The sequence below is a fragment of the Psychrilyobacter atlanticus DSM 19335 genome (assembly GCF_000426625.1).
Classification (GTDB): domain Bacteria; phylum Fusobacteriota; class Fusobacteriia; order Fusobacteriales; family Fusobacteriaceae; genus Psychrilyobacter; species Psychrilyobacter atlanticus.
The window spans coordinates 756,680-772,084 of record NZ_KE384547.1 but is presented as its reverse complement, the minus strand read 5'-3'; the positions used below and the strand labels follow the sequence as shown (position 1 = coordinate 772,084).

At 30.5% G+C, this 15,405-nt stretch carries 15 protein-coding genes; 5 read left to right on the top strand and 10 right to left on the bottom strand.

Annotation, left to right across the window (positions count from 1 at the left end; all coding sequences use genetic code 11):
- Window positions 1-794 precede the first annotated feature (794 nt).
- From K337_RS0104140 to K337_RS0104130, 3 genes are read left to right on the top strand one after another with little or no spacing between them, the layout of a single operon-like run.
- On the top strand, window positions 795-2,624 hold the full coding sequence (locus tag K337_RS0104140) for an immune inhibitor A domain-containing protein (protein WP_028855482.1): 1,830 nt from the start codon (window positions 795-797) through the stop codon (window positions 2,622-2,624).
- A 40-nt stretch (window positions 2,625-2,664) separates the two neighbouring features.
- On the top strand, window positions 2,665-3,522 hold the full coding sequence (locus K337_RS0104135; RefSeq protein WP_028855481.1) for a hypothetical protein: 858 nt from the start codon (window positions 2,665-2,667) through the stop codon (window positions 3,520-3,522).
- A gap of 24 nt (window positions 3,523-3,546) precedes the next feature.
- On the top strand, window positions 3,547-3,870 hold the full coding sequence (locus K337_RS0104130; protein WP_028855480.1) for a hypothetical protein: 324 nt from the start codon (window positions 3,547-3,549) through the stop codon (window positions 3,868-3,870).
- Between the two features lie 288 nt (window positions 3,871-4,158).
- Here the strand turns inward: K337_RS0104130 and hepT are convergent, their stop codons facing one another.
- The 3 genes from hepT to K337_RS0104115 are packed head-to-tail and all read right to left on the bottom strand — an operon-like array spanning window position 4,159 to window position 5,759.
- The gene (gene hepT / locus K337_RS0104125; RefSeq protein ID WP_028855479.1) at window positions 4,159-4,578 is read right to left on the bottom strand and encodes a type VII toxin-antitoxin system HepT family RNase toxin; all 420 of its coding nucleotides are present in this window, start codon (window positions 4,576-4,578) and stop codon (window positions 4,159-4,161) included.
- Window positions 4,556-5,005, bottom strand: a complete 450-nt coding sequence (mntA, locus tag K337_RS0104120; protein WP_028855478.1) for a type VII toxin-antitoxin system MntA family adenylyltransferase antitoxin — start codon at window positions 5,003-5,005, stop codon at window positions 4,556-4,558. The genes hepT and mntA overlap by 23 nt, the downstream gene beginning before the upstream one ends.
- 28 nt (window positions 5,006-5,033) lie before the next feature.
- Window positions 5,034-5,759, bottom strand: a complete 726-nt coding sequence (locus K337_RS0104115; RefSeq protein ID WP_028855477.1) for an HI0074 family nucleotidyltransferase substrate-binding subunit — start codon at window positions 5,757-5,759, stop codon at window positions 5,034-5,036.
- Between the two features lie 712 nt (window positions 5,760-6,471).
- On the opposite strand from K337_RS0104115, the gene K337_RS0104110 reads away from it, so the two are divergent.
- Together K337_RS0104110 and K337_RS0104105 are read left to right on the top strand one after the other, a co-directional pair.
- Window positions 6,472-6,876, top strand: a complete 405-nt coding sequence (locus tag K337_RS0104110) for a nucleotidyltransferase substrate binding protein (RefSeq protein ID WP_028855476.1) — start codon at window positions 6,472-6,474, stop codon at window positions 6,874-6,876.
- Window positions 6,876-7,166 carry a nucleotidyltransferase family protein gene (locus tag K337_RS0104105; protein ID WP_037029161.1) on the top strand — a complete coding sequence of 97 codons (291 nt, stop codon included), beginning with the start codon at window positions 6,876-6,878 and terminating at the stop codon, window positions 7,164-7,166. The genes K337_RS0104110 and K337_RS0104105 overlap by 1 nt, the downstream gene beginning before the upstream one ends.
- 1,273 nt (window positions 7,167-8,439) lie before the next feature.
- Here the strand turns inward: K337_RS0104105 and K337_RS0104100 are convergent.
- The 7 genes from K337_RS0104100 to murJ form a co-directional block, all read right to left on the bottom strand.
- The gene (locus K337_RS0104100) at window positions 8,440-8,724 is read right to left on the bottom strand and encodes a hypothetical protein (RefSeq protein WP_028855474.1); all 285 of its coding nucleotides are present in this window, start codon (window positions 8,722-8,724) and stop codon (window positions 8,440-8,442) included.
- 513 nt (window positions 8,725-9,237) lie between these two features.
- Window positions 9,238-10,005 (bottom strand): hypothetical protein, encoded by a 768-nt coding sequence (locus tag K337_RS0104095; protein WP_028855473.1) that lies wholly within the window; start codon window positions 10,003-10,005, stop codon window positions 9,238-9,240.
- Window positions 10,006-10,062: 57 nt separating this feature from the next.
- Window positions 10,063-10,269: a helix-turn-helix domain-containing protein gene (locus K337_RS0104090; RefSeq protein ID WP_028855472.1), complete on the bottom strand. Its 207-nt coding sequence runs from the start codon at window positions 10,267-10,269 to the stop codon at window positions 10,063-10,065.
- A gap of 1,868 nt (window positions 10,270-12,137) precedes the next feature.
- On the bottom strand, window positions 12,138-12,620 hold the full coding sequence (locus K337_RS17640; RefSeq protein ID WP_051251598.1) for a HepT-like ribonuclease domain-containing protein: 483 nt from the start codon (window positions 12,618-12,620) through the stop codon (window positions 12,138-12,140).
- On the bottom strand, window positions 12,601-12,882 hold the full coding sequence (locus K337_RS0104080; protein ID WP_051251597.1) for a nucleotidyltransferase family protein: 282 nt from the start codon (window positions 12,880-12,882) through the stop codon (window positions 12,601-12,603). The genes K337_RS17640 and K337_RS0104080 overlap by 20 nt, the downstream gene beginning before the upstream one ends.
- 315 nt (window positions 12,883-13,197) lie before the next feature.
- A complete protein-coding gene (locus tag K337_RS0104075) occupies window positions 13,198-13,557 on the bottom strand; it encodes a four helix bundle protein (protein WP_028855470.1) in 360 nt (119 codons plus the stop codon).
- 231 nt (window positions 13,558-13,788) lie between these two features.
- Entirely contained in the window at window positions 13,789-15,342 is a 1,554-nt protein-coding gene (murJ, locus tag K337_RS0104070) for a murein biosynthesis integral membrane protein MurJ (RefSeq protein ID WP_028855469.1), read from the bottom strand.
- Window positions 15,343-15,405 lie beyond the last annotated feature (63 nt).

The following is a 15,405-nucleotide window of genomic DNA, read 5'->3' as shown; positions in this document are numbered from 1 at the left end:
TTTTTTCTTGGTTTAGAAAATGAAATTTATAGTTGTCTAGACCTTACCTTTAATTTTGAAGGCGATATTACTTTACAACAATTATTTTACTGAGAGCGATATACAAATTAAGTTCCGCAGTGAAACGAGGACTGTAGCCCAAAAGCTCGTAGCTATCTTATCCCTACTGTAAAGCCATTTTCAAAATTTCTGCTTTTCTTTGGTTCATTTCTTTTTCAGATAAAAAGTAAATGAACTCAGTTAAGGGTGACACCCTTAGAACTTTTTTTGTCACGAATTATAGACGAATATTAAAACCAAAACCCTTACACGAAGCTCACAAAGGGTAAGCCAGAGAGCTCACTAAGAAATCATTTTTTCTCTGCGATCCTTCGTGTACTCTTTTCACTCTGTGTTGATATCTTTTTTCTTCGTGTCCAATGTTTTTCTATTTTCTTAGTTTTAACCTTAAAATTTAAATCCTGTTCTTAATTATAGCTCCTTCCGTGTATGTATATTTTATACATTCGCGTTCTATTTTTTTATTTTTTCTTCGCGTAACTCTCTTTCCCCTCTGTGTATCTCCGTGTCCAAGTTTTTTCTTTTTTATTTTTAAAGGGAAATTAGAAAAAAGTAGTATAAATGATATATCTCGAACTTTAATTAAAAAACAATTAATTTTTCTAATAAAATTTGTTCGAATCATAATTTTTATCTTTATTTATTGTCTATTTTTATTTGGAAAAGCTGTAGAAAAGTAGTATAATCAGCATAACTTAAATTTTAATTAAAACTTAAATTTTTAAGGAGGTTTTATGAAAGTCATAGTTTTATTTTTCATCAGCTGTATATTTTTATTTGGCGAAACTTTTAAACCTCTTACAGTTTTAATAGATTTTCCCGATTATCGATATACCGATCTTCATAAAATAGAAAAAGAGCTGGTGAATAAACGTAAAGGAGAGGAATTTACTCCTGAGCTATATGCAAATATGTTTTTTGAGCCTGAAAGTTATTTGTCTTACAATAACAAGGAATTTATTTCTGCCAAAAAATACTTTGATCTGGAATCTGGTGGAACCTATAACCTAGAAGGTAGTAAAGATGATATCTATGGATGGTTCACAGCTCCTAAACCTATTGAGTTTTACGGCAAGAATATCAGTGAAGAGGGTGACCGTATAAGAGCTGCCCACCTAGTCCGACTAGCTGTTAATAAGTTAGTTGCTAAAAAAGTAGATTTTTCCCAGTATGATAGAGATAAAGATGGTGTGATCGATGGTCTTATTCTCCTCTATGCAGGAAAGGGTGAACACCTTCCAAACTCCCTTGGAAGTCGGGCAATTTGGCCCCATTTTAATAGAATACAGAATATATCATCCAGTAAATTTTATTATTTTAAAGACCACAATAATAACCTTTGGAAAATAGATAAATACGTTTTTATCCCACAAGATATCCCACTGGACCTTTATATCCATGAGATAGGTCATTTTTTAAATTTGTCTGATCTATACAAAGGTGAGTCAACTATAGGTTATTGGTCTATAATGAGTGAACTCTACTGTGGTAAAATTCTTGGAAGTAAATTAAATTCTTTTGGTGGTTATCATAGGTATAACCTGCAAACAAAAAATAATGACACAAATATCCCTGCTTTTTGGGCTGAGATTCTAAATTATAATCTCAATGAAATAATAAAAGAAGATAAATATATTAAACTTCATAATATCAACCATAAAAAATCTAATAACCTCATAAAAATAGATCTTCCAGGAAAAAGAATAGATGTTCCTGTAGAGGGTAGAAATCTCTACTATACCGATAATTACCTTAACCCAGACAGCAATATTACATTCCCTGTTTTCCTTCCTAAGGATGCAAATAATGTCTTAAAGTTTGATGCTTGGTTTAATTCTAAACCGGAAAAAGAGATAGAAAAAGTTTATATCCGCCGAAGTGGAGAAGAACACTGGCTCTTGTTAAAAAATAAAATCAGAAAAAATAATAAAAGAGGGACATGGATTTCCTTGGAGTTTGATTTAAATTCATTTAACGGAAAATTTGTAGAAATTATGGTAAGCCTGGTTCCGTATAAGAAAGAGGGACCAAAAGGAGCCTATATTTCAAATTTAACAGTCATGTCCGATACCATTAAAAATTTTGACCTAAAAACTACAAAAAAAAAAATTACTCATAATGGTTTTATTCACAGCTTTGGTGATGACCTATTAAAAAAATATATCTTAATTGAGTATAGAAATCCTATAGACAAACGTATAGACGAGGGACTTCTTCGAACTAAATTAAATATCCCCTATAGAAAAGGGCTTTTAATATGGTATATAGATGAAAGTTATTCCAATTCTAATCAGTTGGTAAATATCCTTCCCTCAAATAAAATACCAATATATGAAATTATAGATGGAGATCTGTTTAAACTAAAATTAAAACCATATATCGTTTCCAGCTGGACTTTTTCCTCTATAGATACTAGGGAAATGGGAGTCGTTGGAGAAAAAAGAGTTTTTTATAGAGAGCATATTCATGGGTCAAGTTCATTTTTTATAAAAAAACATCTCAAAATTAAAATATTAGAAGAAAATAAAGGTGACATTAAATTAATAATCAGTTATCACAAATAAATACATTCAATAAAATTTACTATATAAAGGGAGGAAAATTATGAATTTGAAAAAAACCGTTATTTTAGGAGGGCTTTTAATAAGCAGTATTGCAATGGCTGAAAACGCAGCCAATATCGCTGCCTCATCTAGTGCACTTTCAGAGTTAAAAGAGATTTCAAAAGAAAAAACATCTGACAAGTTATTTTATCTCGTAGATGATTTTAGTGGTCTTAGTACCGCACCTGGTTTCTCTTTTGGAGCTCCATCAGGGTTAGTTCCTGGATTCGGGACAGCATTTATGGGACTTGCCGGAACTTCTTACAGTGATGACACCGATGGTGCGTTGGCCCTTGGGGGAGGTTTTGGAGATCCGATTAAATCTGTAGGAGGAGCAGCATCTCTTTCTGTAGGTAGTATCGATACCAGAGATGGAGGAGCTTTTAATAGAGGTTCTGCCAACCTTAGTTTAGGTAAGACATTTACCGCTTATGGTTTTGGAGCTGCTATAGGGGTTTCCAATGTTGATCTATGGCACGATACCAACGATGACAAATTGGATCCTAGTTATTATGCTGCTATAACTAAACTTTTACCAAATGATGTTGCACCAGTTATCATAACTGCAGGGGTAGGAAGTAACAGTTATGCTGATATCAGCAAGGATGATATTGAGACTACTAGAAACGAAAGAAAGAATAAATGGGGAGAATTTATTTCCGGGGCAGTATATGTCCACCCTCAAATGAGTTTAGTCTTAGATTATACCTCTGGTATTACTACCTTTGGTACCAGTATAGTTCCTATGCCAAATTATCCTGTTTCTATCGGGTTGGCTGCACAGGACCTTTTCAAAGAAGATAAAGCTGTAGATGAAGTTAAATTTTTAGGTACATTATCGGTAGGTTTCGCATTCTAATTTTTTACAATGGAGGTAATTTATATGAAAAAAATATTTTTAATATTTGCCCTCACTGCTCTGATGAGTATAGGGGCAAATGCTGAGGAAAATAGTAATGATAATAATGCACAGGCACAACAAGGAGATGTTACAGCTACTGCTGCCCCTGCTCCTCAAAGTAATCTTGCAGATTCCTTTATGGCTGCTTTTGGAATGGAAGTAGATGCTGGCGGCAGCGGTGATGCTGGTCCAGGTATGGGAGGAGACAGTTCAGGAGGTAACATGGCAGTAGGTATGTCTACTATTTCAACTACTTCTACAAATCAGGTTACACCACCTTTCACACCGTACAGCTATCAGAAATAAATTTTTACAAAAAAAGCTCTCAAAATTTGAGAGCTTTTTTCTTTTTAATTTTTAAAACCAAAACCTTTACACGAAGCTCACAAAGAAAAAACCAGAGAGTTCACTAAGAAAATCTGTTCTTTTTAGTTTTAATCGAAGTTTATAGTCGTTAAGCTTCATCCCACTGTTCCTACAATGACGATTGTGTATTACTCATTAAGACATTTATAAATCTTCTTGATCCTCTTTGGTTCTGTTTCTCAGATCAAGCTGAGAAATGAACCCAGTTAAGGATGGAATCCTTAGAACCTATTCCTCTACCTTCTTCATATATGATAAAACTTCTTTCGTATAACTCGAAAAATCTCCGATTCCCTTTTCTACAATAAATTTTATCACATCTAATTCTACAGATTGATATTCATGTATAACTATATTTCTAAATCCAACCATTTTTTCCATAAGATTAGATGTTTTTTCTGTAATAATCCCATTCTCTTTTAATAATACAAATGAATCTCTACTGGATTTTGGTATTCCAAAAGCTAATTTTGAACATAGATACATAGATAAATCTATAGACTGTTGACAGGCTCTTTGAATATTTAAAACAATAGCATCCTGATATAAATAATCATTTAACCTTTTTATATCGCCACCGTATATCTCGTCTATTCTTTTAATACATCTTTCAATACTCTCTACTTTACTCAGTACCACTCTTTTCATTGAATACACTTCCTCTCTTATAGATTTCATCTAAAACTATTTTTCTATCCTCTTCAAAAACTAAATATTTAGCCAAGATTTTATATTCCAACAGATCATTTTTTTCTCTGTCCAAACAATAGATCAGCTCTCCATTTGTTATTATTTCTGCCTGAAAGTTTAAATTAGACCCATTAAAATCTATAAGATCTATCTTCTTTCCTAATTTTTTTTCTAAATCACAAATAAAATCCAATCTGTCATAAAAATTAAAATTTCCTATAACAGCTATGTCTATATCACTCTCTTCCCTCATTTCACCTCTTGAGATAGATCCAAATATATATACCCCATCTATATTTTTTTCTTTATCAGAAAAATATTTCATAATTTTTTTTATATAGTCTTGAACTTTCTCTTTAGATATAAATTGACTATTCTCCTTCATCTTTACACCTCATAATTATCTATTTTTTTTATAATTCATAATCGGATTTAATTTTCTCATCTATCGTTTTAAAAAATTCCTGAAATAAAACTATATATTCTTTTTTTACTTTATCATAAATTTCCCAAGCTGTATCTTGATTATAAGTATGAGAAGTTCTATTTCTATTTTCCATCATCTTAATCCATGCAGTGCCATTTTCTATTAATTCAACTTTAAAAGCTTCTCTAAAAGCTCCTCTAGGGCTATTAACTTCTATTCCATCATATTCTAGATAACCTTTCATAAGTTTCCAACTAAGTTCAAAGACAAATTCAAATCTTTGAATAATCCCATCTAAATATAAATCATCCTCATGGGGATCTTTTTTTAAAGAATCTTCTAACCTACATAAAGCTTTTCTCAAATCTTCCAATTTTAGTTTTAATTTATTTTCATTCATAGTTACTTTTCCCCTTTCATCTGTAAGAAATATTATACACCCTTCTTCATCTATAAATTTTTTTAAATTTTCATTGGTATTTTTTTTATAATCGATTATATCAATTGTATAAGGTAAAGACGTTTTATAAAGTTCATCTTTTAAATCTAATAATTTATCCTCTCTAAATTGAATAACTAAATCTATATCTGAGGTTTTTTTATAATCACCTCTAGCTCTAGAACCAAAAATTTTAACCCATTTTATTTCTTTGGAGTAGTTTTTTAATACTTCTATTAATTTATAAAATTCTTTTTCTGTTAATCCATACATAATTTGCCTCCTCGCAATATCCTATGTTTATATAATAAACTAATAGCTACTTTGGTGATGCCTTTTACGGGTATATTCTACTTTTTATTATACCATAAAAAAAAGAGGTGAATACCTCTATAAAAATATAGTTCATAGGTACACGGATCAGGTCTGATAACAGCTATAATTTTCACTGGTTTAAAACCTTGTTTTTGTCACGAATTACACTAATTTTAAAACCAAATTCCTTACACGAAGCTCACGAAGAAAACCTCTTTTTTTTGAGCCTGACTCAGAACTGACTAGATTCTGGCTTTAATCCATAGCACACAGGTATCTTCGATACTACCCGAAATGGGCATCACCAATATCTCTAAAGTTTATTCCACAAACTAAGAATATTGTGAACACAGAAAACCCTCTAATCTTCACAGATAATTATTTTCTTTGGTTTTTAACCAAAAATCAAATAAAATCCTGCTTCTTCATAGCTTTTAATCCGTGTATGTATATTTTATACATCCGCGTTCTATATTGTTTTACTCTTTGAACACGAATCTCTATCGAGATACACTAAAAAACAAATTTAGAATAGCTAGTATTTTTTCATAACTTATATGAATATTAATTTTGTATACTTAAAAATATTAAATATATTTCTCCATAAAATCCCTTAATTTTTATGATATAATTATAATAATAAATACAGAAATAAAAAGGAGAAATAATCATGGCTAAAAGATGGGATGAAAGAATATCTGACTATAAAAATGCATTGGAACGTCTAAAAGAAGCTATAGAAGAAAGTAAAGTTATAGACTCATCTACCATAAAAGATGGTGTTATACAAAGGTTTGAATTTACACTGGAATTATCTTGGAAAGTAATGAAATATTTCCTTAATTCAGAAGGTCTTACAGAAGCCAAAGCTCCTAGGAGTACTATCCGAACAGGATTTAATAATGAAATAATACAAGATGCCAAATTATGGATAGATATGATAGAGGATCGAAACCTCACTACCCATACTTACTCCCAGTCAACATCAGACGAGATCTATGGAAAAATTATTAACTTTTATTACAAAGAATTAGAAGATTTTTATTTAAATGTCAAAGATAAAGAGGTAGAATAATGTTTGGATTAGAAAGAAGATCTGAAGAAGAATTAAGAGCTATTTTGATTCTTCACGGAGTAGAAAAAGCAATTATTTTTGGTTCAAGAGGAAGCAGTAAATATAAAAAAACTTCCGATATAGATATTGCTATCTTTGGTGATTTTACCAGTACAGAAATAAATTTAATAAGATGGGATATAGAGGAAAGCAGAATAATATATTTTGTAGATTTAGTTCATTTTGAAAGAGTAACCAATGAGGAGTTTAAAAAGAGTATTTTACAAGGAAAAGAATTTAAAATCTATTGAAAGAATCTTTAAATTCATAGGTACGCGGATTAAATCTGATAATAGCTAGAATTCTCACTGGTTTAAAACCTTGTTTTTGTCACGAATTACACGAATGATATACGATTATTAATTTTGTTCATACTTAAAGGAACAAAATTAAGTGTATAATACTTTCCTGCTACAACATAGAAGTTTTTTCTCTTCTTTGGTTAGAACTAGATGTTCTTGCTACAGTTTTCCCATTTAGGGAAAACCTAACGAGAAAGTATAAGAATCTTTGACGCAGACTAGGTTCTGACTTTTTTCTTTTAATTCTTTTTCTGGATGTTATTCTACTTCACAGTATATCTTTTGCGAGTTTCGTCGTACCCACTATGCCCGTCAGGCATCCCGATAAGAAACAGGGATCCACGGTCTCACTCTATAACATCATTTAGAAAAAGTCTGCTTTTCTTTGGTTCGTTTCTTTTTCAGAAAAAAAGCAAATGAACCCGTATCAAAGGCGGAAACTTTGGAACTTTCTTTGTCACTAATTTACATAAATTAAATTTTTTCTTCTTGAGCCTGACTTTAATCTGACTAAACCATGACAGAGGTTATTGCTTCGTCTTTCCCCTCTGTGTAACTCCGTGTCCAAGTTTTTTATTTTATATTTCATAGGTACACGAATTATGTCTTATAATAGCTAGAATTCTCACTGGTTTAAAACCTTTCTTTTTGCCACCAAGGTATACGAGTATTAATTTTTTTCATAATTAAAGAAAAAAATTAAATGTATCACTAATCTAAAATATCCTACTGTTAGACCACAGAAGTTTTTGTTTTTGTCGCATAACTGAAACTTAGAGTTATGAATATAACTCTGTAGTTGAACTTAGTCAGATATTAGAGATTGTTTGAAATTACAATCTCAATATTCCTGTAGATTTTTCAGATTTTTAGAACCTATCAACACAGAGGCTCAGAGGTCGCAAAGGTACACAGAGATTTCTCTGAGAATTTCTATTTTTTTCTCCGGTTATCTCCTTGTCCAAGGTTAAAAAAATTTCTATCTTCGTTTCAAAAATACCCTCTTATTTCCCTCCTAAGGCCTCCTAAAAACCTCCCCTTGTGATTATATAGGCGGTTTGCTTAAAAGGAAAACTGCGACCTCCTATATCCGTTGGTACCATTGGGATTGAGAGGCAATAAATACCTTAGACCAGTGAATAGACTAAAAGTCCAATGATTGGACTAAAGGTCCTCTCACTGGACTTATTTAAGCCTAAAAAAGGGATGAAATTACAACATTCTAAATACAATCACAATCTAATATATATCTATACCTATTCCCATGATTTTCACCTTTTTTACGTCTTTTTAAGATCTTTAAATTATTCAGTTTATAGAATGAACCATTTATACCACTTTTAGAAATCCCAATAAATTTAGAATATTCAGTTGGAGAAAACTCTAATTGAATATACGGTTCTATTAAGATAGTAATAAGAATAATCTTATCTGCCTTTGATAGGTCCCTTCTTTCCAGCACACTCCTAATATGAATAATTGGATCAGATTTGTTTTTAATAAGCATGGGTCTCACCTCCCATCATTTTTGCCACTAATCTACACTAATTTTATAAGATTCTTATTGCAATTACACAGGAGTTTTTTTGTCGCAGATTACTAAAATCAAATTTCTTACACGAAGCTCACAAAGAAATAACCAGATAGCACACTAAGAAATTCTTGTCTTTCTCCGTGACCTCTCTTTTTTCCTCCGTGCATCTCCGTGTCAAAGGTTTTTAATATCTTTTTCTTGGTTATAACCAAAATCAATAATATCCTGCTCCTTCATAGCTCTTATCCGTGGACGCAAAGTTCTATGTTCTCGTTAGAAAACTAATAGTTACTTTGGTGATGCCCTTTACGGGTAGTGTCATTCATACATCCGCGTTCTATGCTTCTTTCTTGGTTTCTTTTAATCTGTGTAAATTTGTGTAATCTGCGACTAAATCTTTTAATTTTTAATTATTTACTTTCAATTAATTGATCTCCGTGTCCAAGTTTTTCTCTTATCTTTTCATTATCCATTACTTCTTACTTCTTACTTCTTACATTTCCCCTCTATATCCACTATTATCTTCAAATAAAGCAGATAGAGGGTAAGGATAAAATATATAAATTCATACTTCTCCTCAAAGACTTCATCCTTTAAACTTTGAAATATCAACTTTTCCAGATGAAAGAACTCCTCCTCTATGGTTTCATCTACAGGAATAAGTTTCTGCCTGGCCTTCATAAACTCCTCCCAGTATTCATGACTCAGAACAACCCTGGCAGGTTCCCCTAATAGAGATTTAAAAGCAGGGATATAATCTCCTACAATCTTACTGAATACTTTCTGGGTTTGGGGATCCATACAATAGATCTTCTGCCTCTGAATCAAATGAAAATAATGAAACAGTTCATGATTTCTTACCACATCAATTTTCTCCCTGCTCCTCCTGATATTTATCAAAAAGGGTAGAGCAGTTTCAACTATCCGAACTATCTCTCGGGTACCCACCTTACTCACCGATATCTGTATAGTTATCGATATAATATCTACTTCTATCATTCTAATCTCCAAATTTTCTATGGTACTCTCTGCTTTAACTACCTCTTTTTGTACTGTGTCTTTCCACTCAGTATAATCGGTATAGTTAGAATAATCCGGCATAGGTTCTCCTGCTGTTTCTTTTCCCATAAGAAGTTCTAAAGTTGCTTTGTCATCAGCAATCTCTTTTAAGTATGCATCCTTTCTTTCATAAGTTTTCATTATTCTTGAAATATTTTCCAACAGTATCAGTTTCTTTTCCGATGTTGTTATCATGACTTTACCTCCTTGGAATTTTAAAAAAGCGATAAGACAGCATATTATATATAATAATTAACTATAATAGTTATATAGTTCTAAGAATTTGAGAATATCCGACCTTTCTATCAGATAAACCCCGCAGATCTTCCTGCTCTTTAACTGATGGTTATAGATATACCTTCTCACAGTAGTTTCATCTACTCCCAAAAGGCTGGAGAGGTATACCACAGTAAAGATTATTTCCCCTGTCTGCATAATTTTAGATTTAACATAAGTCATAGGACTCATCCTCATTTATTTAATAGATTTAAAACCTCAACCTCTTTGTCACGAATTATCACAGATTAAAACTAAATTCTCTAACCCTTTACACGAAGCTCACTAAGAAAACCTCTTTTTTTGAGCCTGACTATCGCAATATTCTTAGTTTATGAAATAAACTTTATCTCAAAATCCTATGTTTATAAAGTAAACTAATAGCATTTTGGTGATACCCCTTGCGAGTAGATATATTGGTGATGCCCCTTGCGGGTAGAATCTTCTTTGTCGCAGATTACACAGATTTACTCTGATTCTTTACCACTAAGAAAATTTTTTTTTCATCAGTGACAATCGGTGGTCATTGATGGATAAGTCTTTCTAAGTTTAAAACCTAAAAATTTAGATCTGTGATTATTAGAGCTCCTTCCGTGTATGCACTAGCATCCGCGTTCCATTTCTTTTAAATTATACAAGCTAGAATTCTTACACGAAGCTCACGAAGGTAAACCCTAGAGAGTTCACTAAGAAAACCTTCTCTTTTGAGCCTGACTTATAACTGACTTTGACTCATAGAACGCGGGTATCTTCGATACACACTGAAAATTCTCTGATCTACACTGGTTAACCTAAACCTCTATACGAAGCAAAAACAAGAAAGTAAACTAAGTTTTATTTCCCTTTGTGATCTCTACCTTTTTTCTCTTCGTGACCTTCGTGTCCAAGGTTTTAATTCTTTTTCGTGTTAATTCGTGACTAGTTCTTTTCTTTTTTCTTTTAACTTTCAATTGTACATTTTCAACTATCAATTATTTTTTCTATCTCCGTGTCCAAGTTTTTAAATCTTTTTCCTTACTTCTCAAGTAAAGTATTGCCTCAAAAGTTCGTAAAGTCAAGGCCCATGCACGATGTCGTGCGTGAATAAAGGAAATTCTTAGATTGTTCAGAATATTTATATAAACCACAGACTAAAATCAAAATATATTTTAATATCTCATCTATAAGCCTCTATTTCATTGGGCTTAACCATGGTTTCATAAATTTAAAATTTTCTAAAAAAAATAAATAAAAAATTTTTAAAATAATCAGATTTTTTGCAAAAAAAAAAGAGGTAAATACCTCTAGATATGAATATTAAATTTATTAAAAGCCAAACCTCTACACGGAGATCACGAAGATAAAACTAGAGAGTACACTAAGAAATTCTTTTTTATTTTTTGTCACGAATGACACGAATTTTTAAACATCCTACTGCTATAACACAGAAGTTTTTTTATTTTTGGTTAGAACCTATTTCTTTTTCTGGATGTTATTCTACTTCTCAGTAGATATTTTGCGAGTTTCGTCGTGCTCACCATGCCCGTCAGGCATCCCGATAAGAAACGGGGATCCATGATCTCACCTATATAACATCATTTAGAAAAAGTCTGCTTTTCTTTGGTTCATTTCTTTTTCAGAAAAAAAGAAAGAACCCGTATTAAAGATGGAATCTTTAGAACCTTCTTTTTACCGCTAATTACGCGAATATTTCAACATTCTACTGCTACTACACAGAAGTCTTTAAAATCATATCTTTGTCTCAGATTATTAAAATCAAATCCTTACACGAAGCTCACAAAGGTAAAACTAGAGAAGTACACTGAGAAAAAAACCTAACCTTTTGTCACGAATTACACGAATCTCACTAAGAAAACCTTTTCTTTTTGACCCTGACTTATAACTGACTAGATTACGATTTCTTTTTGCCACCAAGAGTATACGAATATTAAAAATTAAGTGTACTAAAAACTTAATTTTTAAATGTATCACTAATAATCGCTAATTAAATAAAATCCTGCGATGATCAGAGCTCCTTCCGTGTATGTCAGTGACATCCGTGTGCTATGCTTTTATTTCTTATCCGTTTTTTTATTTTCTGACTTTAATTCATTATTTATTTTTTCAAAATTTATATGCTTATAATACCTATTCCCAATACAGACTTTATATTCTTCCATTATAAATTTTTCATTATTCAATTCATTTATCAGTAGCTCTTCTATATCTGATTTTACTCTCGGTAATTCTTTCTTAATTATATTAAAGGTAATAAATATATCCAAATTCATATAGTCATGAGCTACTCTATTTCTAAAGTCTTTCATCAATTTCCAGGGTATTTCACTATATTTCTCTTTTATATTTTCTGTTATTTTCCCACTAACTTCACCAATATTAATTAAAAGAGATAGTGTAGCATTAAATGGCATTTGATCTTGTGCATCAAAAAAGTGTTCTGCATCATCATATAATTCTGAATACTTTTCAATTTTCCCTACACTCTCTAATATGCTTAATATATATAATAAGTCATTAGCTGTATTTTCCAACATAAATCTTCTCCCTATTAGCTCTATAAAGTACGATTGGATTCGCATATTTTTCTAACATTATATCTACTTTAATACCGGTTTTTTTCTCTAATTCTGCCTTTATTTCTATCCATTTTTTATAATTATCATCATTAACTAGTAGATCTATATCATTTCCATTTTCACCCCTTGCAATAGAACCAAAAATACATAATTCATCTATTTGATATTTTTCTAGTATATGTTCTTGCTTTAATATTTTTTTTAATTCTTCTAAATACATCTCTACCTCCAACATCTTCTTTGTTTATACTACAGTATACCATAAAAAAAAGAGGTAAATACCTCAATATACGAATATTAAATTTATTAAAAGCCAAACCTCTACACGGAGATCTCGAAGATAAAATAGAGAAGTACACTGAGAAAAACCCTAACCTTTTGTCACGAATTACACTAATTCATAGAACGCGGATCTCTATCGAGATACACAGAAAATTTTCTAATCTACACTGATTATTCTTTTTTTCTTGGTTTTCATTGTACATTGTCAATTATCCATTGTACATTTTTTTCTCTATTCTCTGCATTGTACATTTTATTTAAGGTTTTCTCTGCTTTTCTTTAATATTGCAGTAAGTATCTTAATTATTTCTAACAATTCTTCTTTAAGATTTCCCCCTACATTAGAATCAATATAATCTGAAGCTATCAGTAATCTTAACCAATATTTAGTTTCGTTTGCTTCTTTAAGTGCGATACTCATTTTAGATATAAAATCTTTCTTGCTTTGTGCTTCAACACCTTCAGCTATATTAGCACCAACACTAGTTCCAGATCGTAATATTTGTTTAGACATAATATATTCTTTCTTTTGAGTTTGTAAAAATTTATATAAGTTTACAATTCGCAGTGCAAATTTAAAGCTTTTTTCTTCAATTAAATTATTTGCTTTCATATCTCTGCCTCCATAGATAATAAAAGTACAGAAGATAAAAATGCTATCTCTGTACTTTTATATATTATTTTATAAAGTTTTTCCTTCTATGCTGTACTTTCTCTTTTTTTATTTTCATTGTACATCGTACATTATCAATTGTACATTGTCTTAATCGCCCGGCTTGGAGGAGAACCAAAATGTGGTAAAAAATATTGCAATTAATTTTTCTATTATTACACAGTTAAAAACTTAATCATCTTCATTTTTTACTTCAACTACTTTTTTATAATTCCTCATTTTTTTCTTGATTACACCTACAATTTTTTCAACCTCATCAACCTTCATAAGTAAAACTAAAAAAATATAAATAAATACTCCTGCTAATAAGGAAACAAATAATGCTAAACTAGATTTAAACATATTTTTTATCAAGTAATTATAAAATATCTTTGACAGCATACCTGTAATTATAGATGCGCACAATATTTTTATAAAAGATAGAGTCATATTTTTTAATCCAAAAGACCCTATTTTTTTTCTTAAGCTAATAGTTAAAAGTAATGATGTTGATACCGCTGCAATACTACTTGCTAATGCTAGTCCCTTTATCCCCATTATATCAGATAAAACAATATTAAAAATAATATTAACTACCACACCAGTAACTGCATTTATCATAGGAGTTTTCGTATCTTGAAGAGAATAAAAAGCTCTTGAAAGTATCTCTCTATGTCCAATCCCTATCATTCCTATCGAATAAAAAATTAATGAATGAGCTGTTCTTAAAACAGCTGTTGAATTAAAAGCTCCTCTCCCAAAAATTAATTTAATTATTATCTCAGAAAACATCATCGAAATTATACTAATTGGAATGACCAATAAATTTATTACATTTATTGCTTCTATTAATGTTTTTTTATAACCATGTACATTATTTTCCGCTGACATTTTAGATAAGGTAGGGTACATTAAAGAGGCTATAGTGCTTATGAATATACCTTTTACAAACAAATTCATTCTATTTGCATAAGTTAAAGCTGAAATACTCCCTATTATCATTCGAGAAGCAATACTTTTATCAATTAATACATTAATTTGATTAACTGAAACTCCTATAATTACAGGTATAGACAACAAAACCATTTTTTTTAAATAAGGATTATTCCTATCTAACTCAAAGCTATAAGAATAACCTTGTTTATATGCAAAGGGAATAAGAAATAAAAATTGAAAAGCTAATGATAATACACTCCCAATTGAAAGGATTTGAATAGAATAATTATGACTTATAGCTATAAAAATAATCATAATTACATTTAATGGTATCCCCATTAATGTCGGAGCTATAAAACTTTTTTTCAAATGTAAATATCCTGTAAAAATACTTATTCCTACAGAAAAATATATTCCTATTATAGTAATTTTTGTAAAATCAATTGCTAAATTTAACGTTTGATCACAAAGACCAGGAGCAATAACTCTTACAATCCCTCCTGATAAAGGAAATGCTATCATTACTATTAGTGAACATAGTATTATACTGAAATTAATAACATCATTTATAAATTTTTCGGCATCTTGAATTCCTTTTTCTTTTTTTATATTATTATACATAGGAATTAAGTTAGTTGATATTCCTATTCCTATAAAAGAAAAAATTACGGTAGGAATAGTTATTGCTACTAAATAAGCATCTGTTATATTTGAAACACCATAATAATACGATAATACAACATCTCTCCCAAATCCACTTATTTTAGTTATTATTGCTAGCATCATTAATAATATTGTTATTGTTTTCATTTATAGAACCTCATTATATATTTATTTTAATAAGTAAATCAAGTTGATACCTTACGAAAAAGT